The sequence below is a fragment of the Hydrocarboniphaga sp. FW305-C-57 genome (assembly GCF_058783045.1).
Genome location: NZ_JBYSYG010000005.1, coordinates 39,356 through 64,784, shown reverse-complemented (window position 1 = coordinate 64,784; position 25,429 = coordinate 39,356). Strand labels below are relative to the sequence as shown.

24 protein-coding genes and 1 tRNA gene are annotated in these 25,429 nt (G+C 67.1%); 9 read left to right on the top strand and 16 right to left on the bottom strand.

Features of this window, described 5'->3' with window-relative positions:
- Window positions 1–45 precede the first annotated feature (45 nt).
- Window positions 46–591 (top strand): glutathione peroxidase, encoded by a 546-nt coding sequence (locus AC3WUM_RS11755; protein ID WP_492410505.1) that lies wholly within the window; start codon window positions 46–48, stop codon window positions 589–591.
- A gap of 138 nt (window positions 592–729) precedes the next feature.
- Here the strand turns inward: AC3WUM_RS11755 and AC3WUM_RS11750 are convergent, their stop codons facing one another.
- Entirely contained in the window at window positions 730–963 is a 234-nt protein-coding gene (locus tag AC3WUM_RS11750) for a hypothetical protein (protein ID WP_492410504.1), read from the bottom strand.
- A gap of 287 nt (window positions 964–1,250) precedes the next feature.
- Here AC3WUM_RS11750 and AC3WUM_RS11745 point away from each other — a divergent pair.
- Window positions 1,251–1,326: transfer RNA gene (locus AC3WUM_RS11745), tRNA-Ala, on the top strand.
- A gap of 172 nt (window positions 1,327–1,498) precedes the next feature.
- Entirely contained in the window at window positions 1,499–2,026 is a 528-nt protein-coding gene (locus AC3WUM_RS11740) for a hypothetical protein (RefSeq protein WP_492410503.1), read from the top strand.
- Between the two features lie 136 nt (window positions 2,027–2,162).
- Here the strand turns inward: AC3WUM_RS11740 and AC3WUM_RS11735 are convergent, their stop codons facing one another.
- Window positions 2,163–4,232 carry a TonB-dependent receptor plug domain-containing protein gene (locus tag AC3WUM_RS11735; protein WP_492410502.1) on the bottom strand — a complete coding sequence of 690 codons (2,070 nt, stop codon included), beginning with the start codon at window positions 4,230–4,232 and terminating at the stop codon, window positions 2,163–2,165.
- 507 nt (window positions 4,233–4,739) lie between these two features.
- Between AC3WUM_RS11735 and AC3WUM_RS11730 the strand changes: the two genes are divergently transcribed.
- Window positions 4,740–5,102 (top strand): hypothetical protein, encoded by a 363-nt coding sequence (locus tag AC3WUM_RS11730; RefSeq protein ID WP_492410501.1) that lies wholly within the window; start codon window positions 4,740–4,742, stop codon window positions 5,100–5,102.
- Between the two features lie 29 nt (window positions 5,103–5,131).
- Here AC3WUM_RS11730 and pgl read toward each other — a convergent pair whose 3' ends face one another.
- Window positions 5,132–5,851, bottom strand: coding sequence for a 6-phosphogluconolactonase (gene pgl / locus AC3WUM_RS11725; protein ID WP_492410500.1), 720 nt, complete (start codon window positions 5,849–5,851; stop codon window positions 5,132–5,134).
- Between the two features lie 170 nt (window positions 5,852–6,021).
- On the opposite strand from pgl, the gene AC3WUM_RS11720 reads away from it, so the two are divergent.
- The gene (locus AC3WUM_RS11720) at window positions 6,022–7,506 is read left to right on the top strand and encodes a DUF7125 family protein (RefSeq protein WP_492410499.1); all 1,485 of its coding nucleotides are present in this window, start codon (window positions 6,022–6,024) and stop codon (window positions 7,504–7,506) included.
- Between the two features lie 2 nt (window positions 7,507–7,508).
- Window positions 7,509–7,880 carry a response regulator gene (locus AC3WUM_RS11715; protein WP_492410498.1) on the top strand — a complete coding sequence of 124 codons (372 nt, stop codon included), beginning with the start codon at window positions 7,509–7,511 and terminating at the stop codon, window positions 7,878–7,880.
- A gap of 21 nt (window positions 7,881–7,901) precedes the next feature.
- On the opposite strand, the gene AC3WUM_RS11710 is transcribed toward AC3WUM_RS11715, so the two are convergent.
- The 11 genes from AC3WUM_RS11710 to AC3WUM_RS11660 form a co-directional block, all read right to left on the bottom strand.
- Window positions 7,902–8,255, bottom strand: coding sequence for a YciI family protein (locus tag AC3WUM_RS11710; RefSeq protein WP_492410497.1), 354 nt, complete (start codon window positions 8,253–8,255; stop codon window positions 7,902–7,904).
- A gap of 46 nt (window positions 8,256–8,301) precedes the next feature.
- Window positions 8,302–9,306, bottom strand: a complete 1,005-nt coding sequence (locus AC3WUM_RS11705; RefSeq protein ID WP_492410496.1) for a hypothetical protein — start codon at window positions 9,304–9,306, stop codon at window positions 8,302–8,304.
- A 22-nt stretch (window positions 9,307–9,328) separates the two neighbouring features.
- Window positions 9,329–10,828, bottom strand: coding sequence for a protein adenylyltransferase SelO (locus AC3WUM_RS11700; protein WP_492410495.1), 1,500 nt, complete (start codon window positions 10,826–10,828; stop codon window positions 9,329–9,331).
- A 69-nt stretch (window positions 10,829–10,897) separates the two neighbouring features.
- Window positions 10,898–12,148 (bottom strand): hypothetical protein, encoded by a 1,251-nt coding sequence (locus AC3WUM_RS11695; RefSeq protein ID WP_492410494.1) that lies wholly within the window; start codon window positions 12,146–12,148, stop codon window positions 10,898–10,900.
- Window positions 12,149–12,159: 11 nt separating this feature from the next.
- Window positions 12,160–13,062 carry a CE1 family esterase gene (locus tag AC3WUM_RS11690; RefSeq protein ID WP_492410493.1) on the bottom strand — a complete coding sequence of 301 codons (903 nt, stop codon included), beginning with the start codon at window positions 13,060–13,062 and terminating at the stop codon, window positions 12,160–12,162.
- A 112-nt stretch (window positions 13,063–13,174) separates the two neighbouring features.
- Window positions 13,175–13,978: an ABC transporter permease gene (locus tag AC3WUM_RS11685; RefSeq protein ID WP_492410492.1), complete on the bottom strand. Its 804-nt coding sequence runs from the start codon at window positions 13,976–13,978 to the stop codon at window positions 13,175–13,177.
- 112 nt (window positions 13,979–14,090) lie between these two features.
- Entirely contained in the window at window positions 14,091–14,846 is a 756-nt protein-coding gene (locus tag AC3WUM_RS11680) for an ABC transporter ATP-binding protein (RefSeq protein ID WP_492410491.1), read from the bottom strand.
- A gap of 78 nt (window positions 14,847–14,924) precedes the next feature.
- Window positions 14,925–15,557 (bottom strand): glutathione S-transferase family protein, encoded by a 633-nt coding sequence (locus AC3WUM_RS11675; protein ID WP_492410490.1) that lies wholly within the window; start codon window positions 15,555–15,557, stop codon window positions 14,925–14,927.
- Window positions 15,558–15,579: 22 nt separating this feature from the next.
- A complete protein-coding gene (locus tag AC3WUM_RS11670; protein ID WP_492410489.1) occupies window positions 15,580–16,278 on the bottom strand; it encodes a glutathione S-transferase family protein in 699 nt (232 codons plus the stop codon).
- A gap of 43 nt (window positions 16,279–16,321) precedes the next feature.
- On the bottom strand, window positions 16,322–16,762 hold the full coding sequence (locus AC3WUM_RS11665) for a hypothetical protein (protein ID WP_492410488.1): 441 nt from the start codon (window positions 16,760–16,762) through the stop codon (window positions 16,322–16,324).
- A gap of 6 nt (window positions 16,763–16,768) precedes the next feature.
- The gene (locus AC3WUM_RS11660; protein WP_492410487.1) at window positions 16,769–17,077 is read right to left on the bottom strand and encodes a hypothetical protein; all 309 of its coding nucleotides are present in this window, start codon (window positions 17,075–17,077) and stop codon (window positions 16,769–16,771) included.
- Here AC3WUM_RS11660 and flhA point away from each other — a divergent pair.
- The 3 genes from flhA to AC3WUM_RS11645 all read left to right on the top strand — a co-directional run bounded on the left by flhA (window position 17,037) and on the right by AC3WUM_RS11645 (window position 24,076).
- Window positions 17,037–19,139, top strand: a complete 2,103-nt coding sequence (gene flhA / locus AC3WUM_RS11655; protein ID WP_492410486.1) for a flagellar biosynthesis protein FlhA — start codon at window positions 17,037–17,039, stop codon at window positions 19,137–19,139. The genes AC3WUM_RS11660 and flhA overlap by 41 nt on opposite strands.
- Window positions 19,140–19,364: 225 nt before the next feature.
- Window positions 19,365–20,438 (top strand): ribosome small subunit-dependent GTPase A, encoded by a 1,074-nt coding sequence (gene rsgA / locus AC3WUM_RS11650; protein ID WP_492410485.1) that lies wholly within the window; start codon window positions 19,365–19,367, stop codon window positions 20,436–20,438.
- A gap of 209 nt (window positions 20,439–20,647) precedes the next feature.
- Window positions 20,648–24,076 (top strand): DUF4394 domain-containing protein, encoded by a 3,429-nt coding sequence (locus AC3WUM_RS11645; RefSeq protein WP_492410484.1) that lies wholly within the window; start codon window positions 20,648–20,650, stop codon window positions 24,074–24,076.
- A gap of 71 nt (window positions 24,077–24,147) precedes the next feature.
- Here AC3WUM_RS11645 and AC3WUM_RS11640 read toward each other — a convergent pair whose 3' ends face one another.
- Together AC3WUM_RS11640 and AC3WUM_RS11635 are read right to left on the bottom strand one after the other, a co-directional pair.
- On the bottom strand, window positions 24,148–24,819 hold the full coding sequence (locus tag AC3WUM_RS11640; RefSeq protein WP_492410483.1) for a cytochrome b/b6 domain-containing protein: 672 nt from the start codon (window positions 24,817–24,819) through the stop codon (window positions 24,148–24,150).
- Window positions 24,820–24,829: 10 nt separating this feature from the next.
- A complete protein-coding gene (locus tag AC3WUM_RS11635; protein ID WP_492410482.1) occupies window positions 24,830–25,303 on the bottom strand; it encodes a c-type cytochrome in 474 nt (157 codons plus the stop codon).
- Window positions 25,304–25,429 lie beyond the last annotated feature (126 nt).

Below are 25,429 nucleotides of genomic sequence, written 5' to 3'. Positions count from 1 at the left end.
CCAAGACCTGCGATTCAACAAAGACAAGGCCGACGGAGAATCAACATGAATGTCTACGATTACAGCGCCAAAACCATCAAGGGACAGGATCAGTCGCTGAGCGCTTTCAAGGGCAAGTTGCTGCTGATCGTCAATGTGGCGAGCAAGTGTGGTTTCACGCCGCAGTACACGGGCCTGGAGGCGCTGTACAAGAAGTACAAGGCCAAGGGCCTGGAGATCCTCGGTTTTCCGTGCGACCAGTTCGGCCACCAGGAACCGGGCAGCGAAGCCGAGATCGAGGAATTCTGCTCGCTCAACTACGGCGTGAGCTTTCCGCTGTTCTCGAAGATCGAAGTCAACGGGGCGGATGCGCACCCGCTGTATCGCTACCTGCGCCAGGAGCAGCCGGGTCACTTCGACGAGAACCTGCCCGGAGCGCAGCGTCTGGTCTCGCATCTGAAAGCCAATTTCCCGGAGTTGATCGGCACCGACGCGGTCAAGTGGAATTTCACCAAGTTCCTCGTCGATCAGCAGGGCAAGGTCGTCAAGCGCTATGAATCGGTGGCCACGCCCGAGGAGATCGACCAGGATCTGGCCAAGCTGTTGGGCTGAGAATCACGAGACAAAAACAAAAGCCGGGCCGCAACAGCGGCCCGGCTTTTTCATTTCAGGCATCGGCATATTGCCCGCGCAGGGCATGCCGATGGATGCACAAAACCGGCGCCTGACGGCGCAGGTCCGTGGCGTGCCTCAGCGACGCGGGCGGAAGTCGTCGAGGAGATCGAAGTCGTCGCCGACGAGGCGGCGCAGCTCGCGCATCTCCTTCAACTTCTCGACATCTCGCCAGTCGCGCAGCTTGCCTGCCGAGACGGTTTCGACGGGCTCGACGTTCACGTCTTCTTCGAGTCCTTCGCTTTCTTCCGCGAACTCATCGAAGTTCTTGGCGGGTTCCGCCTGTGGCTTGGGTTTGGGCTTTCGGGCCATCGCTGCTGAGTTGTGGACCAGTGCGGCGCCTATTTAGCAGGGTTTTTTTTCCGCGTGAAGAGGGTGCTGCGAAATGGTCGAACAGATGGTGGAAAGCGCTCGCGGACGATGATTGAGCCCGCCGTTTTTGCGCACAGCGCTGCGGCGCCGAAGCACCTGGGCCCGGCCTGACCGCGTGCGTTCCGGCGCGCATGCACGGCCCGACCGGAAGGCCGCCGCTTCGTCCCACCGCTTCGGTGAGGGGCTGTTTTCTGGGCAATGACTCGCTATACTGCGCGCCCTTGTGTGGGGCGGTAGCTCAGCTGGGAGAGCGTCGCGTTCGCAATGCGAAGGTCGGGAGTTCGATCCTCCTCCGCTCCACCATCACAGGATTCGAAGCCGCGCCGAAAAGCGCGGCTTTTTTGTTTTCTGCGCCGGGCAGGGCATCTGTCGCATTCCGCAACGCGTTCTCTCGTCACGGTCGGGCCGCCTCTTCATCGTTATGTTTGAATTTATATAACGTGTAAGATTCCGCGCCACCAATACGGGAAATTTCATGCGGACTCCGGCGCGGATCATCGGTGCGACGATGGTGTGGTGCGTAATGCAGGCGTCGGCGAACGATGCCTGCAACGGCTTCAAATGGGACGTTTCGCACGAACGCGCGCTGTTCGTCGGCCAGCCCGTGAGCGTCTCGGCCGGCGCGTCCGGCGAACGTGCGCCGCTGCTGCAGCTCGATCGGCTCTACGAGCTCGCGCTACTGTCGCAGGACACGGTGCGGTTCGCCGCAAGTCCGAGCAAGAAAATGCTCGCCGATGGTGCCTCGGCCGGGCTGATCCGATTTCGCGTGCCGACGGCCGGTCCGTATCGCGTCGCGCTCGACGTTCCGTTCTGGATCGACATCGTCGCCGAGGGCAAGGTCGTGTCTCCGCTCGATTTCAACGGCTCCCCGGGCTGCGACAAGCCGCGCAAGGTGGTCGTCTACGAACTGCCGGCCAACCTGGATTTCGTGCTGCAGTTCAGCGGGCTGACCGAAGACAAGCTGCGCTTCACGCTGACGCCGGTGGCTGCCGTCTCCCAGTGAAGGGCTCGTTGAAGCGCGGATGCGCAGCTCTGGCACGACGGCGAAGCGGCGGCTGCGCGCCGCCGCTTCGAGAAGCTCGATGCATCGCAACGCAGGCGATGATCGACTCGGGCCGAAGGATTCTGAGGCGCCCTCTTCAGTAGCGATAGTCGACCTGCGCGAGCCAAGTGCGACCGGCTTCGTAATAGCCTTCGTCGTAAGCGTAGAGCTCGTCGGTCAGATTGCGAGCGCCGAGATCGATGCCGACGCTGGCCAGCGGTGAGAACCGCAGGAATGCGTTGGCCACGGTGAACGAGTCCGCGACGCGCGTGCCGGTGCTGTTGCTGTAGCGATCGGATTCATGCTGCGCGTCGAGACGCAGATGCCATTGCGGCAGGAAATTCCAGTCGGCGCGAAGGCGGTAAATCTCATCCGGCGTGCCGGTGATCTTCACGCCGCTGTTGACGCCGCGGTTGTCGATGTCGAGCAGGTTGACCTGCGCGACGAGCGCGAGCGTATCGATCGGCTTCGCGGTGGCCGAGAGTTCGATTCCGCGATGACGCTGTTCGCCGATGTTCTGCAGCTGCGAGCAGGGCGGGCTCGAGCAGGCCGACGAAGGCAGTGTGACGCTCTGGATGGCCTCGTCGAGTTCGCTCTGGAAGACCGCGAACTTGCCGCCCCAGCGCGGATGACGCAGTTCATACCCCACTTCGTAGTGCGTGGCGTTCTCGCGTTTGAGCCCGGGGTTCGGCACCGCGCTGCCGAGGCCGCCCGAGAAGCGGTCCTTGAGCGTCGGGAAGCGCGTCTTGCGGCTCACACCGGCGAGCAAGGACTGGCTCTCGTCGAGCCGCCAGGTGCCGACGAGCTGCGCGTTGTGCGCCTTGGCGTCGTCCACGCTCTGCGGGTTGTAGGTCTGCGAGGCGTCGTCGTAGATCTGCACGGTGCGGCCCGGCTGTACGAGGTACGAATAGCCTGGCGTCAGCGTGATCTGCGGCGTGATCTTCCACTCGTGTTCGATGGCCAGATCGTAGGTCGGGATTTCGAGGCGCTCCTCGGGCGAGAACGGCTGTGTCTGCTGCTCGCGATGCACGTCCTTGCGGTAGTGCGCGGCCAGGCGCGTGGTCTGCGAATCGATCCAGCGCCATTCAAAGTCGATGTTGCCTCCCCAGGTGTAGTCGTCATAACGGCTGCCGGCGAAGGCGTAGGGCCGCGTCTGCGTGGTGTAGGTGGCGTCGTCGTACGATTCCAGCGAGTTCTCGAAGGTGTCGTGGAACAGGCGCCAGCGCAGCGTTCCGCGATCGCCGATCGCATTGCGTGCGACGAAGTAGAAGCTTTCCTTGTCCCAGTTGGGCCATTGCCAGTAACGAACCTGCACGCCGTCGGAGAATCCGGCGCTGCGCAGATACGTTCCCGCGTACGGCGGATCGTTCTTGTCGCCCTGCTGGCGGTAGTAGCTCAGCGCATATTCGTTGCGATCGTCCGGAACGAAGCCGATCTTGGCGCTGATGACGGTGTCGCGGCTGTCGGCGTTTTCGCGAGCGCCGCCGTCTTCGGCCGCGACGGCCTCGAAATCGCCCGGCAGGCGATAGCCATCCGAATCCACATGCGAGACGGTGAAATTGCCGTACCACTGGCCGCGCACACCGCCGAGCGAAACCGATCCGCGCTGTTCGATGCCGCCGAATTCGTCGTCGAACTCGGCACCCGCGCGGGCGAAGATTTCGAGTGGGGCGGTGGGCTTGCGGCTGATCACGTTGACCGCGCCGCCGAGCGCGTTCGGCCCATAAAGCAAGGAGCCCAGACCCTTGCTGACGACGATCTCGGAGACGTAGTCGATGCCGAAGCGGGCGAGGTCGACGTTGCCGTCGTACGGCACGTAGACCGGCACGCCGTCGATGAACAGCGGAACCTGACGGCTCGAAAAACCGCGCAGGGCGATCAGGCGCTCGCGGCGCTGGCCGAGATTCTGCAAGGCGGCCCCCGGAACGAGGTCGAGCGCTTCGGCCAGATCGTCGCGGTGCAGGGCGAGCAGTTCGTCGACGCCCACCGCATCGGTGGTCAGCGCGGTGGCGTCGGGCTCGGCGGTACCGATCACTTCGACAGTCCCGAGCGTGAAGGTTCTGTTCGGCCCGGCGGTCGCGACATCCTGCGCCTGCGCCTGCGCCGCGCTCGCTGAAAATACCGTGATCAATGCTGGCGCGAACACGCCGCTCCCGATCCCCCGCATGTCAACTCCCTGGTCTGGATCCGAAAAGGCTTCGGACCGGTCGCGTCCGTAACGAACGCTTCGTTATATAAAATAATATATAGCGAGTGTCTGGCGCAGGCGACCTTGTTCGTGGCGGTGGCCTTGGTGGGAGCGCAAATAAAAAGCCCGCGATAACCGGAGGGAGTGGCCGGCACCGCGGGCGTGGAGCAGCCGGAACGGGAGAGAAGCGGTCCGACTGCAAGCAAGGTGACTGCGAACCCTGCGTCTGTGTGACTCGCGTTCGGGTGGGTAGTTCCTCGAGTTTCTTGACCTGTGTTCGACAGGCCCGAAGCTGGAAAGCCTGCCGGAAAAAGCCGGGTCCGATAGAGAGATTTGCGACCGCTTTGCTGAGGACTATTCCCCATAGGGCGCGCAAGTCCTTCTTGTTAGGCTCGTTTCAGCGGAAAAGACTCATCGACAACGACAGCCTGCGGGGAGCCATCGAGGCCGCTGAGCCTGCAGGCAGCGGGCGTGGCGGGGAATGGAATGGAAATCGCGGAGCAGGCATCGCTGGAACAGTGGCTGCGAGCCTACCTGAAGCCGTTGACGGATCGTCTCGCCGAACTCGATGGCCAGTTCGCCCTGTTGCACTCACGGCTCATGGTGGCCGAGCACCTGAGCCTGCAGTTGTCCACGGTGATGACCGAGCCGGCGCGGATTCGGGCAGTACAGGAGGTCCGCAATTCGGTGGCTCAGGAACTGCACTACGCCCAGCAATCGGCCGGACTCGAGATCCTGGCCCAACACCTGCAGGAGCAGGTCAACCATCTCGACAACAGCCTCGAGGTGATGCGCGCCAAACTGGCTGCGGCCGAAGAGGCGGCCCGGCTCGACAGCGGCGAACTCTGAGGTCGGTTTCCGCGAATCGGTCCGCAAGCTCAGTCGGAGTAATACAGCCGCACCGGCACCTCGCGCAGCGCAAGGATCGCGGCGATCGGACAGCGCAGCGCGGGCTGGCCGACGGCGGCTTCGAGCACCTCGCGCTTCCTGCTCCCCTGAATCTGCAGCACGATGCGCCGGCTACGCTTGAGCGCCGCGAGCGTCAGCGTGATGCGGGCGTGCGGAGCCGTGGTCGGACGCGTGATCGCGAGCGTGGCGGCTGCGTCCGGATCGAGTGCGCGCTCGGTTTCGGGCAGATTCGGGAACAGCGAGGCGGTGTGTGCGTCGTCGCCCATGCCGAGCACCACGACGTCGAACGGCGAGGGCAGGCCGGCGATCTCGCGCTCGACTCGCGGCAGCGCGGCTTCCGGGGCGTTTTCCGCATGGGCGAGCGGGACGAAGCGCGCGGACGCGGCTGGCCCTTGCAGCAAATGTTCGCGCACCAGCCTGGCGTTGCTGTCGGCGTGGTCGGCTGGAACCCAGCGCTCGTCGGCGAGGCTCACGGTGATTTTCGACCAGTCCAGCGTCGCGCCCGACAAGGCCTGGAAGAAGGCGATCGGACTGCGGCCGCCGGAGACGATCAGTGTCGCCTGGCCGCGCTGCTGAACAGCGCCGTCGAGTTCGGTCGCGATGTCGGCTGCCATGCGCAGAGCGCTCGTCTCGGCGCTCGCGTCGACGCGCTGTTCGATGGTGTTGGGCAACGACAGCAGGCTGGACATGGACGGTCTCCGATGCGCGGTGAGTGAATGAATGCGCGGAAGCTTAGGCATGCGCAGCTGACTTGTCGCCGGCTGCGTGGCTTGTGGACCTCCGTGGGCCTCACGCTCCACGTCATCGCCTACGTCATCTGTTAGCCTTCGCTCATCGTGCGAGGTGTTGGGAGAAGTTTGTGAGTCAGGGCGGCGCAGGAAGCGTAGCCGGGAGCCAGAACGGGTCCGGCCGGATTTCCACAGGTATCTTCGGTCTGGACAGTGTCTTGCACGGCGGCCTGGTGGCTGGCTCGGTCTATATCGTCCAGGGCACGCCGGGGGCTGGCAAAACCATCTTCTCGAACCAGCTCTGCTTCCATCGGGCGCGGCATGGCGAAAAAGCGCTCTACGTGACGCTGCTCGCCGAGTCGCATTCGCGGCTCATGCAGCATCTTGAAGGCATGAGCTTCTACGACGGCACCCAGGTGCCCGATTCGGTCTACTACGTCAGCGGCTTCGACGACCTGCAGAGCGACGGCCTGCGCGGCATCCTGCGTCTGCTCAACGGCGAGAGCCGCCGTCTGGGCGCGCGCACCATCGTCGTCGATGGCCTGTTCGCGCTCGAGGAGAACGTCGGCTCGGAGCGTGACTTCCGCAAGTTCGTCAACGATCTCGCCATCCTCGCCAACCTGCTCGGCAGCACCATCCTGCTGCTGACCAGCAGCCGACGCGGAGCGACGAGCCCCGAGTTCACGATGGTGGACGGCTGGTTCGAGATCGGCACCATGACGCTCGACTACCGCAGCTATCGCTATTTCCAGGTCCACAAGTTCCGCGGCAGCGGCTTCATCATGGGCCGGCACATGATGCTGATCTCCAACGAAGGCGTGCAGGTGTTGCCGCGCCTGGAGACCGTCACCGCGCTCGCGCCCGAGAACGGAAATTACGAGCAGCGCCTGAGCACCGGAGCTCCCGAACTCGACCAGATGATCGGCGGCGGCCTGCCGCGAGGGTCGAGCACCCTGTTGATCGGTCCGACCGGCATCGGCAAGTCCACGCTGGGCCTGCAGTTCATCAGCCAGTCCACCGCCGAGGAGCCCGGGCTGGTGTACAGCTTCTACGAAACCCCCGCGCGCATCCGCCGCAAGGCCGGTGGCAACGGCTTGGAGCTGCCCGTGCTCTGCGACGACGGCATCGTCGAGATCCAGTGGCAGTCGCTGACCGACACCCTGCTCGACGACATCGGCTACCGCCTGCTCGCGGCGGTGCGCCGGCGCGGAGTCAAACGCCTGTTCGTCGATGGCTTCGATGCGATCGAGCAGTCGGCGATCTATCCGGACCGCCTCGCTCCGTTTCTCGCCGCGCTGACCAATGCCTTGCGCGAGATGGGCGTGACCTCGATCTTCACGTCGGAAAGTCCTCAGCTCGTCGGCGGCGAAACGTCGATTGCATTCGGCGCCGTTTCAGCAGTCGCTGAGAACATCATGCTCATGCGCTACATCGAGCTCGATTCCGAACTGCGCCGCATCCTCTCGGTGGTCAAAGTCCGCGAGAGTGGCTTCGACCCGTCCATCCGCGAAATCTCGATCACGTCCGATGGGCTGCAGCTTCGGGCGCTACCGGGGCCCATGAAAGGGCTGCTCTCAGGTCAGGCTCATCGCCAAGCTCGTAGCGAGCAGGGCTGAAAATGAGCGCCAAAGCGCCGCCCCACGTGTTGCTCGTCGAGGATGAGCCGGGCACCCTCACGACGGTCGCGCTGCTGCTGGAGATGTCGGGCTACCGCGTGAGCCAGGCGAGCAATGGCGAGCGCGCCCTGCAGCAGCTCGCGCGCGAACGGCCCGATATCGTCCTGACCGATTTCATGATGCCGCACGTCAATGGACTCGAACTGATCCGGGCCATGCGCGCGCAGCCGGCGCTCGCCGCGATTCCGGTGATTCTCACGAGCGCCGCGCTGCCGGCGGACATCGAGCCCTCGAAAGTCGCACAAGGCTTCATCACCAAGCCTTATCGCATCGAGGCGGTGATCGAGCTCATCGAGTCGATACTGGCGGCCTGACCGTCCGCCGCCTGCGCCGCTTCAGGTGAAGCAGGGGCCGGTTTCTCGAATCTCGATGGTTGCGTATTCGGCGGCCGGACAGGCGGCCGCGATCTCCAGGGCCTGTTCGCGCGTCTCGCAAGCGAGCAGGAAGAAACCGCCGATCATTTCCTTGGCCTCGGAGAACGGGCCGTCGACGAGCGTGCGCTTGCCGCCGCGCACCTGCAGCCGGACGCCGGCCGAATCGGCCTTGAGCGACTGCGCATCGATCAGCAGCCCGCGTTCCTTGAGCTGGGCGCCGAAGGCCAGCATCTGCTCGTAGACCTCGCGTCCCTGCTCGGGGCCGCGTTCGGCGCGCTGGCCGCGCGGCTCGATGATCAGCATCGTGTACGGCATGGGTCTCCTTGGATATTCCGGTGTTGGAGAGCGTTTGGCGGCGGCCTCAGCCGCCGAGCGCCTTGTTGAGCAGTGACAGCACCTTGGCGAGCTTGGGCGTTTCCTGCGAGGCCAGCGTGCGGCCTGCGGCGGTGATCTCGATGTCGAGCGGCGTGCTGTCGTGCAATTGCACGCAGGCCAGCTTGTTGAGCATGTCGAGGCCGTGCAGCAGCGCGTTGTCATCGAGGCGCGTGCGCTGCATCCAGGCCGGGCGCAGCGAGCCGTAGTCGAGCCGGCCCTGGCCCGGATCGAGCTCGGCGACGATCACGCGCGCGGTCAGCAGTCGCAGCTCGTCGGCCGGCGGTGTCAGCGAAATCTTGTCGAGCGCCGGCGCGAGCCGGGCCAGCGCGGGCGGAGCCGCGGGACCGTTCATGAAGCTCTCGCCTTCGGTGGTCAGCATCCAGTGCCTGTCGATGCCGACCATGCGGGGTTGCAGGAAGCCGTCGCGAACGAGCACGTCGATGCCGTCGCGCAGATCGCCCGCGCGATTGCCGAGCTCCTGCCAGTAGCGCGACAGGGTCATGCCGATCAGCCGCGCGCCGGCCTTGAGCTTGAGTTCGCGATAGACGCCGAGAATGTCGTTGCGCAGGCGCAGTTCGCTCGGGCCACGGAACGTGGCGGCGGACGGGGCCGCAGCCGGCGAGGGCGCCGCGGTTGCCGGCGCGGTGACAGGCCGTTCCGCCGCCGTTGGTGCGACGACCGGCGCGGGTTCGGCGATCGCTTCCGCGACGGTCTCGGGCTCCTCGATCAGCGGCGCTTCGATGAGCTTGCGAAAGCCGTCGCTCGAAAAGCGCAGGTGCGGCGGATCGAGGTCTGGTGTGATCGCGACCCAGTCCTGATCGAACAGCAGCTTGAGCGCCGGCCCGAGTTGCGCGGTCGAGCGTCCGGCCTGCTCCCAGCGCTTGTTGAGCAGCTGCGCGGGCAGGCCCTGCGTGACGCTGACGCTGTGCGCATCGAGCCAGTGCAGGATGTCGTCGCAGTCGGCGTTGTCGGTCAGCTGGCGTCTGCGCATGGCGTTCTCCTCGCGATTCTGTTCAGGACGAGCAGCTCACGCTGATGTGGCGCGCTTCGGGCGGCGGCTCGGCTGCATAGGCTTCGGACTCGGGCTGCTCGTCGTAGGGGCGCTGCAGCACGCGGAACAGCCGGTCGATCTCGCTCGCGTCGCCGGCCTCGGCTTGCGCGATCGCCGCCTGTGCGAGGTGATTGCGCAGCACGTATTTCGGGTTGACGGCGCGCATCGCATGGTGGCGCTCGGCCTCGGGCTGGCCGTCCTGGGCGAGCCGGGCGCGATAGTCCGGCAGCCAGGCGTCGAACGCGGCCTGGTCGAGCAGCTCGTCGCGCATCGCCGGCCGGTCGTCGCCGTCGCGCAAATTCGACAACGCGCGGAAGCTGCGCGTGAAGTCGCTCTTGCCCTTGTCGAGCAGGTTCAGGAAGCGATTGATCAGTTCGCGGTCTTCGTCCTGCTCGCTGACGATGCCGAGCTTGCGCCGCCAGAGGCTCATCATCTCGTTCATGTAGTCGGCCGGATAGCGCGTGAGGATCGCGTTGGCGATCTCGACGGACTGATCCGGGTCTTCGTGCAGCAGCGGCAACGTGGCCTGCAGCAGCTTGCTGCAATTCCACTGGCCGATCACGGGCTGGCGATCGTAGGCGTAGCGGCCGCCTTCGTCGCTGTGATTGCAGATGTGGTGCGCGTCGAAGCCATCGAGGAAGCCATACGGGCCGTAATCGATCGTCAGGCCCAGCACGCTCATGTTGTCGGTGTTCATGACGCCGTGGCAGAAGCCCACGGACTGCCATTGCGCCATCAGTTTGGCGGTGCGCTGCACGATCTCGCTGAGCCAGGCCGCGTAACGCTCGGGGAAGCCGGCCAGGTGCGGGTAGTGCGCCTCGATCACGTGATCGGCGAGCTGGCGGATTTCCTCGTGCCGGTTGCGGAAATAGAAGAACTCGAAGTGCCCGAAGCGCACGAAGCTCGGGGCCACGCGGCAGACCACGGCGGCGCGCTCGATGCGCTCGCGCTGCACCGGATCGCTCGCGCCGACCAGCGACAGCGCGCGCGTGGTCGGAATGCCGAGCGCGTGCATGGCCTCGCTGCACAGGTATTCGCGAATGCTGGAGCGCAGCACCGCGCGGCCATCGGCGAAGCGCGAGAACGGGGTCTGGCCCGAGCCCTTGAGCTGCAGTTCGAACTGCTCGCCCGACGGCGTGCGGACCTCGCCGATCAGGTTGGCGCGGCCGTCGCCGAGCTGCGGAACCAGCGTGCCGAACTGATGGCCTGCATAGACGCTCGCGACATAGGCCCCGCCGGCGAGCTTGCGATTGCCGGCCATCGCGGCGATGAAGCCGGGGTCTTGCGCGGCGGCACTCGGATCGAGCTCGAGCCGTTCGGCGAGCGGCGCGTTGAGATGCAGCAGGCGAACGTCGGACAGCGGCTGCGGCTCCACCTGGGCGTGGAACGGACCGTCGAGCCGTGCGAAACGGTTGGTGAACTCCAGGGAGTCGAGCGTGGCGCTTTTCGTGGGAGTGTTCATGCGCACACTTTAACGCCTGGGCCCTGATCGGACCGTTAGCGAAAAGATCGCGCTCGCAGTCGGCTCCGCTCAGGGCGCGATGAGCCTCGCGCGGATGCCGCGCCCGTCGCCGTCCTGGCCGAAACTCTGCCAGGCCATCGCCGCTCCCGCCTGCGTCTGCGCGAGCACGGGCAGCTGTACCGCGTTGCTCGCGGCGCCCCCGTCGGCGCGCTGGCTCGGTCCGATCGGCGCGCCGCCCGCCGCGTAGCCACGCACGTAGATACCGGCCGAATGCGCGGCGACGAGCAGGCGCCCGTCGGCTGCGTAGCTCAGCGCGGGACGCCGCCGCATTCCCACCTCATCGGGCTGCAGCGGTGCTTCGATGGCCTTGCCGTCGGCCCCGTAGCGGCGCAGCTGCACGCCCAGCGCGGACAGGTCTTCCGCCGAATTGGTCTGCCAGGCGAGCGCGAAGCGCCCATCCGGCGCCACCGCGACGACGGGCCGGTCGACGATCACGTTCGCCGCGCCCGCATCGACCCGGAACTGCGCCGCGAGCGGCTTGCCGTCGGCACCGAAGCGCCGCGCGAACACGCCGAGCCCGAGGCCGAGGCTGGAGTTCTCGCTCAACAAGCCGGACTGAAGGTCGGAATTCCAGCTCACGACGAAGCCGCCGGCGGCGTCGATGCCGACGCTCGGTGTGCGCAGGTTGGTCAGCAGGCTCGTCGCGACCGTGATCGGGGCGCCGAGCGCGGCACCGTCGGTCGCGTAGCGCTGCGCGACGATGTGGCTGTACGAGCTGTTGGTCGCCACCGGCAGTCCGGTGCTCGAACGCTCGGGCCAGACGATCACGGCCTGGCCCGAGGCGTTCATCGCCACCGCGACGATGGCGTAGATGTCGCGCCCCGAGCTGTTGACGCGGAACGAGGCGCCGGCCGGCGTCCCGTCGGCGGCATAGCGGCGCGCGAACACGCCGGTGTGCTCGGCCGTGTGCGTCGCGCTGTTCCAGGCGACGAGGAAGCGGCCCTGGGCGTCGCTCGCGATGGCCGGATTGCTCTGGCGCTCGTTGCCTTGTTCGTTGACGACGAACTCGCCGCCGAGCCTGTCGCCGCCGGCCGCGTAGCGCTGCGCGACGATGCCGGACAGGCTGCCGTCCTGGTCTTCCCCGTCCCAGACCACCACGAAGCCGCCGCCCGGAAGGGCGGCGACGCCCGGCAGCATCTGGTCGCCGGCGACCGTCGCGTTGACGGCGAATTCGGCGCTCGTGAAGGTTTGCGCCCCTGCGCTCGAGATGAACGCGAGCGAGGCCGCCAGCAGCATCGAGGAGGATTTGATCGTGATCATCGTGCCCACCTTCACGGGCGGCTGTAGCGGCTGACGAACTGCCAGATCGCCTCGGTGGCTTCGAGATCCTGGCTCGTGATGCCCAGGCCCAGGGTGTAGCGCTGGGTTCCGGGCCAGGTATGGCCGCCGCCCTCGATGCGGTACTGCTCGACCGGCAGGCCGCTGCTGCAGTCGCGCCAGGCCTTGTGCGTCACGCGCGTCGCGTCGTCGACGCGATCGGGCAGCTGCTCGCTCGTGGAGGTGTCGGTGCAGTCGTTGAAGCCGCGCCAGAGCGCCAGGGTGCTGTCGGCCGACCGCTTCAGCAGATTGCCTTCGAACGGCACGATCGGGTCGTCGACGCCGTTGATGTAGAGCATCGCCACGCCCTGGGCCGGGGCGCAACGCAGGGCGTCGAGCTGCTCGATCGTGGTCGCCACCACGCCGACCGCGGCGACGCGCTCGGGACGCTCGCAGGCGTAGCGCACTGCCATGAGCCCGCCGTTGGAATAGCCGCTCATGTACAGGCGCCTGGTGTCGATCGGAAAGCGCTCGGCCACGGCGTCGATCACCGTGTCGAGGAACTTCACGTCGTCGACCGTCTTGACGCTCGCGCTGCCGTAATTCCATTTGCCCTGCACCGCGTCGGGCAGGATCACCCAGGCGCCGGCGTCGCGGGCGAGCCGGCCGGCGGCGGTCAGGTCGGCCATGTCGGCCGGCGAGCCGTGCAGGTAGTGCAGCATGACGATCGCCGGGGCGCGCCCGGCGGTCTGCGCATCGGGCTTGAGGACGATCACCTCGCGCTGGCGCAGATCCGATCGCAGCGTGAGCCTGAGGCTCGTCACGTGCTCGAATTGCTGCACGTCGTGCGCCTGGACCGCGGCACTGAGACAGAGCAGACCGCCGGCGCAAAGGCCGGCCCATCGTTTGAGGCGCATTTCCGACCTCCCCGACTCGTGGTGCGGGCAGTCTGGCTCAGGCTCGACGCGGTTTCTGTCAGCGCTTTGCCATCCGACTCGAGCGTGTCCGGCCATTGCCGGACGGATCGAGTCAGGCGACGCTTTCGGCGCTGTAGCGCGCGAGCAGGCCGCTGCGGATCGAATAGCGGAACACCCACTGAAAGCAGGCTCCCGCGAGCGCGATCTGGCCGACCGCCAGCGAAAGGCCCCAGAGCAGCGTGTGGGCCTCGAACGGCTGGCCTGCGACGATCGCGCGCATGCCCTCGAACACGTACGACGGCGGCAAGGCATGACCGACGGCCTGCATCCAGCCCGGCAGGGTCGACAGCGGATAGAACACGCCCGCGAACGGAGACAGCAGCGCCGGAATCGGCCAGACCAGCCATTCGGAGGCCGGACCGAGGCGCAGCACCATCGCGCTCGCGAAGATGCCGAGCGCGATGCCGAACAGGAACAGCACGAGCAGGAACGGAATCAGCAGTAGCCCATAGCTCGCGAACGACAAGCCGAAGATGCCCATGGCGAGCAGCAGCATGACGACCAGCCCGATGACGCTGCCGATCAGGCTCGTGAGGACCAGCCCCGCGACGTAGTCCGTCACCGACAGTGGCGAGGCGAACAGGTTGAGGAAGTTGCGCGACCACACATCCTCGAGGAACGAGGTGGTGATGCCCTGCATCACGCGCGAGAACAGATCCCACAGCAGTACCGCACCGAGCAGGGACGGCAGCAGCGCGCCGCCCGCCTGCGTGAGCGTATCGAGATAGCGCGTGATGTAGCCCCACAGCACGATGTCGATTGCCACCCACGCGAACATCGGCAGCAGGCGCGTCGGGCTGCCGCGCATCAGGTAGAACTGCCGCAGCACGATGCCCCAGGTGCCTTTCAGGCTCATAACGGCGCGAGCAGCGTGGAGGGGCCCCGTGCGAAGCATGGGGATTCTGGCGTCGCGAGTCGGCGTGGGCATGAGACCACGCAGTCTGGCCGTGATGGACGTACTCCGGGTCTCATGCCGGCGCCTCGGCGTTTTCATGCGCGAGCTTTACGAACAGATCGTCGAGCGTGGCCTCGCCGTGCTGCTGCGGCAGCGTGCGCGGATCGCCCTGCAGCAGGATGCGTCCGCGCGACAGGAACAGCACGCGATCGCAGACTTCCTGCACCTCGAGCATGTTGTGCGAGGTCCACAGGATGCCGCCGTCGCCGTGCGCGGCGATGGCCTTGATCTGCGCGCGGATGTCGCGCGCGGTGGCCGGGTCCAGCGAAGCCGTGGGCTCGTCGAGCAGCAGCAACTGCGGCTCGTTGAGCATGGCCTTGGCCAGGCAGACGCGCGTCTGCTCGCCAGACGACAGCACGCCGCAGCGCGTGTCGCGGAAGCGCACGAGATCGAACTGCTCGATCAGCGTTTCGATGCGCGTCGCGAGATGGCGCACCGCGTAGACGAGGCCGAAGAAGCGCAGGTTCTCATAGACCGTGAGGTTGCCCGGCAGCGGCGCGTAGACGGCCGCGAAGTTGGTCCGCGCAAGCGCCTTGCGGCGCTGGCGCTGCACGTCGAGCCCTTCGATCAGGATGCGGCCCGCGCTCGGCTCGAGCACGCCGAGCACCATGTTGATCGTCGTCGTCTTGCCGGCGCCGTTGGGGCCGAGCAGGCCGACGATCTCGTTGCGTCCGACGTCGAACGACACGTCCGAGACGGCCGCGCGGCCAGCGTACTGCTTGCGCAGGCCCTGGACCTGCAGCACCGGAGAAGACGAGTTCGGATTCACGAGTTCGAAGTGTGGCGACAGCCGCGCAGCTTGCCACGGAAAGCTGAAGCGCCGCTGCGACGCTTCGAGCGGACTCGCTCAGGCGCCCAGCGAGGCCAGCAGCTGTTTGTCCGCTTCGGCGGCCGCGACGATCTTCGGCCGCGAGCCGATGCGCTCGACATAGGCCTTGATCACCGGCGTGCCGTCGACGAGACCGAAGCCGAGCATCCACTGTAGCGCGAGCCCCCACAGCACGTCGGCCGAGGTGAAGCGGTCGCCGAGGATGTACGGGCCCCGCGCGAGCTGCGCTTCGACGGTCGCCATCATGGTGTCGAAGTCGCCGTAGGGACACATCGACGGCGGCGCCGGATCGCGCTTCATCGCCTTGTCGGTCACCGCGGGCTCGAACGAGGAGCCGTAGAACGCGAGCCAGCGCAGGAACGGGCCGCGCAACGGATCGCCCATCTGCGGGGCGAGGCCGGCTTCGGGATAGAGGTCGGCGAGGTACTGGTAGATCGCCGGCTGCTCGGTGATCAGCGAACCGAGGTGCACGATCGCCGGCACCTTGCCCATCGGGTTGATCGCGAGATAAGCCGGCTCGCGCGTCTGCCCGGTCTTGAGGTTCAGTGCGCGCAACTCGTAGTCGGCACCGAGCTCTTCGAGCAGGGCACGCACGCCGGCCGAGCGGCTCTGAGGGGCGTGATAGAAGATGACGCGGCGGTCGATGCTCATGGTTTCGTTCTCGTGTTCGTCGTTATGGAGCGGCCCGCAGATCCTGCAGCCAGGTGCCGACCTGGCGCGCTTCGGCTTCGTGGTCGGCTTCGCGCCAGGTTTCGGCGAGGCCGGCCTCGTACCAGTCGCGCATCGTCGGCAGCGCGAGCAGGCGGTCGGCGTAGGCCTGCGCGGCCGGGCTCAGCGACAGGCCGTAGGTCTGCACGCGGAATGCCACCGGGGCGTAGAAGGCATCGACGGCGCTGAACTTGCCGCCGGCCAGGAACGGGCCGCCGAATCGGCCCAGCCCTTCGTTCCAGAGTTCGTCGATGCGGCTGATGTCCTTCTGCAGCGCCGGCGAGATCGCATGCAGGCGCACGCGGATGCCGCAGTTCATCGTGCATTGATTGCGCAACTCGCCGAAGCCCGAGTGCATCTCGGCCGCGGCGCAGCGGGCCCAGGCGCGGGCGGCGGCGTCGGCCGGCCAGACGTCGGCGTGGCGCTCGGCGAGATACTCGGTGATGCCGAGCGAATCCCAGACCACGGTGCCGCCATCGACGAGGCAGGGCAGCTTGCCGGTCGGCGAGAAGCGGCGGAATTCGTCCCAGTTCGAGCCCGGCGAAAACGCGGCGAGGTGCTCGTCGAAGCCGATGCCGAGTTCACGCATGAGCAACCACGGACGCAGCGACCAGGACGAGTAATTCTTGTTGGCGATGTGGAGGTCGTAGCGGGCTTGGGGCACGGTGGCGGTCCGGCGGCGTTCGGGCCGCTACCGTAGCAGTCCCTCAGGAGCTGCGCAGTGCCGCTTTGAGCTTGGCGGAGGCCGGCTGCTGCGGCAGCGGAGGAACCCAGTGCCGGGCCAGCAGCGCGCAGCCGGCGTAGAGCGTGCCCCAGCAGACGCCGGCGAGGATGTACTGCAGCAGCGAGAACATCGGCACCGTCGATTCGATGCTCAGATGCCACCAGACGCGCAGCAGGAAGATCAGCAGTCCGACCGCGGCACCGGAAACGATGAAGGCCGGCGTCGCCCGCAGCCTGCGCGAGCTTCGCAGCAGCAAGGCTCCGAGCAGGTAGGCGGCGACCGAGCCCGCGCTCATCATCGCGCCGGCGAGCGGGACGAGCGCGATGCGCGAGATGTCGCCATGGCCGACCGTGATCGAGCTGACGATGAAGTAGATCTCGGCGGCGGCGAAGCAGAGCAGGGTGGAGAGCAGCAGGCGTTTCATCGAGGCTCAGGCGACGACGACACTTGAGCTCGGCAGCCCGCTGCGGCGGCGCTGCACCGGCGGAACATTCGCTTGGAGAGTCGACATGGCGGGAAGGCTCGCGTCGGAAAGGGCCATTGAAAGTCTGCGCCCAAAGGATGCCTGCTCGCCATGCGCAAAGAAGGACGTGCGTCGCATCCCGATGTAGGAAAAAAACGGAATCTGCGAGGTGATGCCCGGTATCCGCCGCTCGCCCTTCAGTGCCAACCGTTCGTTTAAGAATCCGCCCCGGCGAATGTCGCGGGCACGCCGCTTGTACGGCAGCGGCGTGAACAACCCGAACTCCTTCCTCTCGCTCCTGCGCGGCGGAGCCTCCAAGGGCCTCGGCGCTCCAGTGGTCCTGCTCGCGATCCTCGGCATGATGGTGGTGCCGCTGGCGCCGTTCGCGCTGGACCTGTTGTTCACCTTCAACATCGCGCTGTCGATCGTGATCCTGCTCGCGGTCATCTACGTGATGCGGCCGCTGGAGTTCTCGGCGTTCCCGACGGTGCTGCTCGGCGTGACGTTGCTGCGGCTGGCGCTCAACGTGGCGTCGACGCGCGTGGTGCTGCTGCACGGGCACGAAGGCTCGCATGCGGCCGGCAAGGTCATCGAGGCCTTCGGCAACTTCGTGATCGGTGGGCATTACACGGTGGGCTTCATCGTGTTCATCATCCTCACGATCATCAATTTCGTCGTCGTCACCAAGGGCGCCGAGCGCGTGTCGGAAGTCTCCGCGCGCTTCGTGCTCGACGCGCTGCCCGGCAAGCAGATGGCGATCGACGCCGACCTCAACGCCGGTTTGTTGACGCGCGAGGAGGCGAAAGCCCGTCGCGAGGACGTGCGCGAGGAAGCCGACTTCTACGGCTCGATGGACGGCGCGAGCAAGTTCGTGCGCGGTGACGCCATCGCCGGCCTGCTCGTGCTGGTCATCAACATCATCGGCGGATTGCTGATCGGCACGATGGAGCACGATCTGCCGATCGCCGAGGCGGCCAGGAACTACACGCTGCTGACGATCGGCGACGGCCTCGTCGCGCAGATTCCGGCGCTGCTGCTGTCGACCGCGGTGGCGATCCTGGTGACGCGCATGTCCAAGGCCCAGGACATGGGCCAGCAGCTCGCGGCGCAGATCTTCGGCCAGGCCAAGGCGCTCGGCATCGCGGCCGCGGTGCTCGCGCTGCTCGGCGTCATTCCGGGCATGCCGAACCTGGTGTTCCTGTCGCTCGCGGCGGGCTGCGGCTACCTCGCGTTCAGGCTGTCCCGGCGCAAGCTCCAGGCGGTCGAGGCCCGGAAGACCCAGGAGGCGCTGCCGGCCCCGAGCAAGCTGCCCGAGCTGAGCTGGGAAGACGTCGCGCCCGAAGACGCGCTCGGGCTCGAAGTGGGCTACCGGCTGATTCCGCTCGTCGACGCCAAGCAGGGCGGCGAACTGATGGCGCGCATCAAGGGCGTGCGCAAGAAGCTCACGCAGGACCTGGGCTTTCTGATTCCGCCCGTGCACATCCGCGACAACCTCGAGCTGTCGCCGAACGCCTATCGCGTGACGCTCAACGGCGTGCCGCTGGCGAGCGGCTCGGTGCACGCGGACAAGTTCATGGCGCTCGATTCGGGCCGCGCGCTCGGCACCATCACCGGCATCGCCGCCAAGGACCCGACCTTCGGACTCGACGCCACCTGGATCGAACGCGGGGCGCGCGACCACGCGCAGTCGATGGGCTACACGGTGGTCGATCCGGCCACGGTCGTCGCCACCCACCTGTCGCATCTGATTGGCCAGCACGCCTCGGACCTGTTCGGCCACGACGAGGCGCAGGCGCTGCTGAGCAATCTCGCCAAGGCTTCGCCCAAGCTTGCCGAAGAGCTCGTGCCGAAGACCCTGCCGATGGCGGTGTTCGTCAAGGTGCTCAAGAGCCTGCTGGCCGATCGCGTGCCGATCCGCGCGTTCCGCAGCATCGCCGAGGCGCTCGCCGAAGTGGCGCCCAAGAGCCACGATCCGGTGGCGCTCGCTTCGGCCGTCCGCATCACGCTCGGACGCCAGATCGTGCAGGACATCAATGGCATGGAGGCCGAGCTGCCGGCGTATACGCTGGCCCCGCAGCTCGAGCGTCTGCTGCAGGACACGCTCAACGCCGGCAGTCTCGCGCTGGAGCCGGGCCTCGCCGAACGCATGCAGCAGTCGATCGCCGACGGCGTGCAGCGCCAGACCGCGATCGGCCAGCCGGCCGTGCTGCTGGTTCCGGGGCCGCTGAGGCCGCTGCTGTCGCGCTTCACGCGCCAGACCGTGCCGGACCTGCACGTGCTCGCATACAACGAAGTGCCCGAGAGCAAGCGCGTGCGGCTGATCGGGGCGCTGGGCTGAAACCCGTCTTGCGTTGACCGGGCGCAAGGCGCTCGCCATCATGCGCCCCGCGACCCGCTTGGTCGCCCGATCCCCTCGATGCCTGTGACTGTCTTTGCCTGAGCGCTCGAAGCGCGTTTTCGCCGATGCCGGTCCCTGCCGGCCCGGCGGTGCGGCGTGCTTCGAAATCCTTCGCTGCGCCCACTGCGGCGCGGCGCCCTGCCGCTCTGCTTCACAGGGTTTTCCATGTCTTCGAATCAACTGCCGCCCGCGCTAGCCGCGCTCGGCTGGACCGAGCGTTGCGGCCGCGAGCTCGCGGCGCTCGATCTGCATGGCGATGCCTTCGCCCCGGCGCGCGTCGTCGAACAGCATCGCCATCATTTCGTCGTTCACGACGGCCTCGAAACCGCCAGCGTCGAGATGAATCCCACGCTGCTGCAATCGCTGCGACAGCAGGACGACGGTTTGTCGGTCGGCGACTGGGTCGTGCTCGATCGCGGCAGCGATCCGCAGCGCATCGTGCACTGCCTGCCGCGCTCCAGCCTGCTCGTGCGCGGCATGGCCGATGGCTCGCGCCAGCGCATCGTCGCCAATGCCGATTGCGCCCTGCTCGTGATGGGGCTCGACGGCGATTACAGCCCGAACCGGCTCGAACGCTATCTGCTCACGGTGAGGTCCGCCGGCCTGATGCCGGTGGTGCTGCTGACCAAACCCGATCGCTGCGAGAACGTCGAGGCGCGCATCGAAGAAATCCAGCGGCTGGCCGGACCGGCGACGCCGGTACACGCGCTCGATCCGCGCCACGACGATGTGCCTGAACGGCTCGCGCCGTATCGATCGCCCGGAACCACGCTGGTGCTGCTGGGCTCCTCGGGCGTCGGCAAATCGACCTGCATGAATGCGCTGCTCGGCGTGTCGGTGCAGAAGACACAGGCGACGCGCGAGGGCGACGACACCGGCAGGCACACCACCACGGTGCGCAGCCTGCGCCAGCTGCCGGGCGGTGCCTGCCTGATCGATACCCCGGGCCTGCGCGAGCTGCGCCTGGCCGGCCGCGAATCGGTGGAGAAGGACGCCTTCGATGACGTCGCCGCGCTCGCGGCGCAGTGCCGCTATTCCGATTGCGCGCACGAGCGCGAGCCCGGCTGCGCCGTCGTCGCCGGCCTGCCGGCCGAACGACTGGCCAGCTACCGCAAGCTGCGCGACGAACTGACGGCGCTCGCGCGCTCGCCTCGGCAGATGGCCGAGCGCAAGCAGCAGGACAAGCCGGTCCATCAGGCGCAGAAGCGCTTCCGGCGCGAGCCCGACAAGCGGCGTTGAGTCTCTTGCCGCGGTGATGTCCGCGCCCGTTTCGGCGGAGCAGGCATCGTCTTCGGTGTGCGGACGGGCCGAAAAGGCCGATCTGAGGAATCGTTCGGGTTTCTGCATCCGGGCGCTGCGAGCTGCCGTAGCACTCCCAACGACGGGCACTGGAGCTCGTCTTCCAAGCGCCGCCATGAAGGCAGCGCGCACCATCAAGGGAGATGCAAATGAATAGCCGCTGGGCGAAAAGCCCGATAGCCGCCGTGCTGCCTGCCGTATTCCTGCTCAATGCCTGCAGCAACAAGGGCCCGCAGGCCGGCGAAGTGCTGTTGAGCGCCGCCAACTATTCGGTCGAAGAAGGCGCCGGCACCGCGACGATCACGGTGTTCCGCAATGGCCCGAATCTGACCGAGGCGCGCGTGAACTACTCGGTGAGCGCGGCTACCGCGACCGCAGGCGCCGACTTCACCACGGCTTCCGGGACGTTGAGCTGGAGCGTCGGCGACGCCGAACCCAAGAGCATCGTCGTGCCCATCCTCGAAGACACGATCATCGAGGGCAACGAAACCTTCACGGTGACGCTGTCCGAGCCGTTTCTCGCCAACCTCGGCTCGCCGGCGACGGCCACCGTCACCATCGTCGACAACGACGCGGTCGGTGATTCCGTCGGCCTGGTCGGCAACCAGCTCGTGACTTTCAATCGAGCGGCCCCGGCCAGCGCGACGAGCGTCGTCACCATCAGCGGCCTGGCTGCCGGCGAAACCCTGGTCGGCCTCGATCGCCGTCCGGCCGATGGCGCGCTGATCGCGCTGTCGAGCGCCGGCAAGCTCTACACGATCGACGCCGGCACCGGCGCGGCGACGCTCAAGTCGACGCTGATCGCCGACGTCTCCGACACCAGCAATCCGTACGCGAGCCTGTCGGGCGCGCGCTTCGGCGTCGACTTCAACCCGGTTCCGGATCGCCTGCGCGTGGTGTCCGACACCGGCCTGAACCTGCGCATCAACGTCGATACCGGCGCCACCATCACCGACGGCGCGATCAACGGCGCCGCGACCGGCTACTCGACGGCCGCCTACACGAATTCCTTCGGCGCGGCCTGCCGCACCACGCTCTATGCGATCGACGCGCAGAGCAACCAGCTGCTCATGCAGAACCCGCCGAACGACGGCACGGCGGTCGTCGTCGGCCCTCTCGGCGTCGACGTCGATGCGGTCAACGCCTTTGACATCGCCACCGACGCCGCGGGCGCCAACACCGCGCTCGCGGCGCTGTCGGTGAGCGGCAGCACGGCGCTGTACTCGATCGACCTGAGCACCGGCGCGGCGACGCGCATCGGCGCCCTGCCGCTCGCCACGAGCGCGTATTCGGGCCTCGCGCTCGCCATTGCGCCGGGCACTCGCCCGCAGGCCGTCGGCGACACGCTGGGCCTGACCGAGAGCAACAAGCTCGTGAGCTTCAATCGCGCGGCTCCGGCCAAGCTCTGCACCTCGAGCGCGATCGGCGGCCTGCCCGCGGGCGAGTCGCTGGTCGGCTTCGATACGCGTCCGGCCGATGGCCTGCTCTACGCACTCAGCAACGCGAGCAAGCTCTACACGATCGACAAGACCACCGGCGCGGCCACGCTCAAGTCCACGCTGACCACGGCGCTCGCGGGCAGCGAGTTCGGCGTCGACTTCAACCCGGTTCCGGATCGCTTGCGCGTGACCTCCGACACCGGCCAGAACCTGCGCATCGACGTGAGCACCGGCGCGACCACGGTCGACGGTGCGCTCAACGTGGGCGGCAGCGCTCGCGGCGCGACGGCGGTCGGCTACACCAACAGCCTCGCGGGCGGCAACGCGGCCTCGCTGACGACGACCACGTACTACCTCGACAGCGCCAACGACCAGTTGCTGACCTCGACCAATCCGAACGCGGGCGAACTCAGCGTCGTCGGCAGCCTCGGTGTCGATATCTCGGGCCTCAACGGCTTCGACATCAACGGCAGCGACAACACCGCGACGATCGCGGTCAACGCGCAGGGTACGGCGGCGACCACGCTGCACACGATCGACCTCGCGACCGGCGCGGCGAGCGCCAGCCTCGGCACGGTCGGTGGCGGTGAGCGCCTGCTCGGCGTCACCGCGTTCGCGGCTCCGGCGGTGGCGACGGTCTACGGCCTGACTTCGGGCGACGAACTCGTGAAGTTCTCGCCCGCGACGCCCGGCACGGTGACCACGGTCGGAGCGCTCAGCGGCCTGCAGGGTGGCGAAAGCGTGCTCGGCCTGGACTTCCGTCCGTCGACCGGCAAGCTCTACGCGTTCACGAGCGCGGGTCGTCTGTACACGGTCGATACCGCCACCGCGGCGCTGACCGCGGCCTCGATGCTCGCGGCCGATGCGACCGATACGAGCGATGCCTACGCCGGCCTCGGTGCCGACAGCGCCTACGGCGTCGACTTCAACCCGACCGGTCCGGTCGCGCTGCGCATCGTCGGCAACGCCGGGCGCAATCTGCGCGTGGCCAATCCGGATGCCGGCAACACCTTCACCGACGGCGTGCTCTCGTACGGCGCCTTCGGCGTGAGTGGCGCGGCCTACACCAACAGCTTCGCGGGTACCGCCACGACGAGCCTGTTCGTGATCGATCCGGCCAGCGACCGGCTGTTCCTGCAGGCGCCGCCGAACGACGGCGTGCTCAAGGATCGCGGTCCGCTCGGCGTCGACGCGAGCAGCGTCAACGGCTTCGACATCGTCGGCGTGGACAGCGCTTTCGCGGCGCTTACGGTCAACGCGGTGACCTCGCTGTATCGCATCGACGTGAGCTCGGCGTTCTCGGCCGCGCGCGCGACGAGCATCGGCGCGATCGGCATCGCCGGCGTCAAGGGCCTGGCGATCGCCCCGGCCGCCGTCGCACCGGCCGATCCGACCATCGTCGCGCTCGTCGGCGCGGCGGGCGTCGACGCGCTCGTGAGCTTCGCGGCGAGCGCTCCGGCAATGGTGTCGGCTCCGGTTCTCATCACCGGCCTCGCCGCCGGTGACGCGCTGATCGACATCGACTTCCGCCCGGCGACCGGCGCGCTCTACGGCCTGTCGTCGACCGGCACGGTCTACACGATCGACACCGCCACCGGCGTCGCCACCGCCGCGCCTGCGCTGACGGCCGATCCGACCGACGCCAGTGCTCCGTACACGGGTCTGGCCGGTGCCGCGTTCGGCATCGACTTCAACCCGGTGCCGGATCGCCTGCGCGTGGTCGGCGATGCAGGGCAGAACCTGCGCATCAACGTCGGCAACGGCATCACCATCACCGACGGTGCGCTCGCGCGTCCGCCGCAGGCGGTCGCTGCCGCGTACACGAACAGCTTCCGCGCCTCGACGGCGACGCAGCTGTTCGTGATCGACGGCAACAGCGCCGGCCTGAGCCTGCAGGCGCCGCCGAACGACGGCGTGCTCCGGAGCGTCAACACGCTCGGTGTGAACCTCACCGACGCGAGCGCGATCGGCTTCGACATCGCCGGTGGAGCGAATGGCTTCGCACTCGCCGCGCTGGTCACCGACGGGGCCGCGCAGTCGAGCCTCTATCGCGTGAACCTGGCGACCGGGCAGGCGACGCTGGTCGCGCCGATCGGTGCGTCGACCCCGCTACGCGCGCTGAGCATCGAAGTGAAGTAAGCGCCGCGATGCGGTGAGCAATCATGAAAAAGCCGGCCCAGTGCCGGCTTTTTCATGGCTTGCGCCTCGACTTATGCGCGAGCGATCAACACGCTGATCACCACCGCCACGACGGCACCCGCGAGCGCCTTGCTCATCGAAGCGAACTGCAGCGGCGGCGAGGCTTCCGGCGGCAGGCGCTTGTCGCCCGTGAACATCGGCGTGATCAGGTTCTGGCGCTTGTAGAGCAGGTAGAACAGCACCACGGCCACGTGCAGGCCGACGAGGATCAGCAGCAGGTCGAAGTTGAGGCCGTGCACGTTCGCGTACGAACGCCCGGTGGCAAAACTCACGAGCGTGGCGAGCGGGCCGGATTCGAGGCCATCGGTGTCGACCGCGAACAGGCCCGTGAACACTTGCAGGCTCAGCAGCGCGATCAGCGCGAGCACGCTCCAGCCGCCCATCGGATTATGTCCGGGCGTGACCGGGCCCGGTCGCGTGAAGAAATGCGCCGCGTAGTCGAGCACCTCGCGCGGGCCTTTGACGAAGCTGGAAAATCTCGATGGGGTGCTGCCCGCGAAACCCCAGTACCAGCGAAACAGCAGCAGCGCGAGCAGCACGTAACCCGAAATGCGATGCCAATCCATGCGCGCGTTTTCGGCGGACCACCACGAAAAGCAGAACAAGCCCGCCAACGACCAGTGGAACACGCGTGTCGGCAGATCCCAGATGCGCGTGCGCGTGGTGAGGGCGGGCTCGATCATCGCATCGTCCTTACTTCTTCTGGCGGTAGCTGTCGTGGCAGGCCTTGCAGGTACCGCCGACGGTCTTGGTCTGCGCCGCGAAGCCGGCGGCGTCGCCGGCGTCGGCGAGTTGCACCCAGCGCGCGGATTCGGTCACCAGGTCCTCGCGCTTCTTGCCGAAGTCGTCCGGGTTGCCCCAGATATCGGCCTTGGCCTCGGTTTTCGCGCCGGTCTCGGGGCCCGAGCCCTGCGGGAACCAGTTCGCGATCTTGGTGGCTTCGACGCTGATCGTGCGCGCCGCGGCGGCGGTTTCCTCGTCGAGTCCGCCGCCGGCCTTGAGCTTGTCGTTCACGAGCTTGAAGTTGTCGCCGATCTTCTCGAAACCATCGTGGCGCTCCTTCATGACGGCTTCGGTGGCCGGATCGAGCTTGGGTTTGTTGCAGCCCGCCAGCGCGGCGGTGGCGATGAAAACGAGGCCCCAGGCCGGTGCGAATCGGTTCTTCATGCGTACATCCTTTGTCTGGACTTGAAAGGTCTGGATCACTGCGCGAACAGGCGCGGCAGCGCCGGGACTATAGCGGTGCCAAACTGAACCAGGCCAGCGGCCGGGCTTATAGTCACGGCTCGGATT

Bases quoted from the DNA above. Each gene is read 5' to 3' on its own strand.
- AC3WUM_RS11755 (WP_492410505.1), top strand. From the start codon at position 46: ATGAATGTCTACGATTACAGCGCCAAAACCATCAAGGGACAGGATCAG.
- AC3WUM_RS11750 (WP_492410504.1), bottom strand. From the start codon at position 963: ATGGCCCGAAAGCCCAAACCCAAGCCACAGGCGGAACCCGCCAAGAAC.
- AC3WUM_RS11740 (WP_492410503.1), top strand. From the start codon at position 1,499: ATGCGGACTCCGGCGCGGATCATCGGTGCGACGATGGTGTGGTGCGTA.
- AC3WUM_RS11735 (WP_492410502.1), bottom strand. From the start codon at position 4,232: ATGCGGGGGATCGGGAGCGGCGTGTTCGCGCCAGCATTGATCACGGTA.
- AC3WUM_RS11730 (WP_492410501.1), top strand. From the start codon at position 4,740: ATGGAAATCGCGGAGCAGGCATCGCTGGAACAGTGGCTGCGAGCCTAC.
- pgl (WP_492410500.1), bottom strand. From the start codon at position 5,851: ATGTCCAGCCTGCTGTCGTTGCCCAACACCATCGAACAGCGCGTCGAC.
- AC3WUM_RS11715 (WP_492410498.1), top strand. From the start codon at position 7,509: ATGAGCGCCAAAGCGCCGCCCCACGTGTTGCTCGTCGAGGATGAGCCG.
- AC3WUM_RS11710 (WP_492410497.1), bottom strand. From the start codon at position 8,255: ATGCCGTACACGATGCTGATCATCGAGCCGCGCGGCCAGCGCGCCGAA.
- AC3WUM_RS11705 (WP_492410496.1), bottom strand. From the start codon at position 9,306: ATGCGCAGACGCCAGCTGACCGACAACGCCGACTGCGACGACATCCTG.
- AC3WUM_RS11700 (WP_492410495.1), bottom strand. From the start codon at position 10,828: ATGAACACTCCCACGAAAAGCGCCACGCTCGACTCCCTGGAGTTCACC.
- AC3WUM_RS11695 (WP_492410494.1), bottom strand. From the start codon at position 12,148: ATGATCACGATCAAATCCTCCTCGATGCTGCTGGCGGCCTCGCTCGCG.
- AC3WUM_RS11690 (WP_492410493.1), bottom strand. From the start codon at position 13,062: ATGCGCCTCAAACGATGGGCCGGCCTTTGCGCCGGCGGTCTGCTCTGT.
- AC3WUM_RS11685 (WP_492410492.1), bottom strand. From the start codon at position 13,978: ATGAGCCTGAAAGGCACCTGGGGCATCGTGCTGCGGCAGTTCTACCTG.
- AC3WUM_RS11675 (WP_492410490.1), bottom strand. From the start codon at position 15,557: ATGAGCATCGACCGCCGCGTCATCTTCTATCACGCCCCTCAGAGCCGC.
- AC3WUM_RS11665 (WP_492410488.1), bottom strand. From the start codon at position 16,762: ATGAAACGCCTGCTGCTCTCCACCCTGCTCTGCTTCGCCGCCGCCGAG.
- flhA (WP_492410486.1), top strand. From the start codon at position 17,037: ATGTCGCGGGCACGCCGCTTGTACGGCAGCGGCGTGAACAACCCGAAC.
- rsgA (WP_492410485.1), top strand. From the start codon at position 19,365: ATGTCTTCGAATCAACTGCCGCCCGCGCTAGCCGCGCTCGGCTGGACC.
- AC3WUM_RS11645 (WP_492410484.1), top strand. From the start codon at position 20,648: ATGAATAGCCGCTGGGCGAAAAGCCCGATAGCCGCCGTGCTGCCTGCC.
- AC3WUM_RS11640 (WP_492410483.1), bottom strand. From the start codon at position 24,819: ATGATCGAGCCCGCCCTCACCACGCGCACGCGCATCTGGGATCTGCCG.
- AC3WUM_RS11635 (WP_492410482.1), bottom strand. From the start codon at position 25,303: ATGAAGAACCGATTCGCACCGGCCTGGGGCCTCGTTTTCATCGCCACC.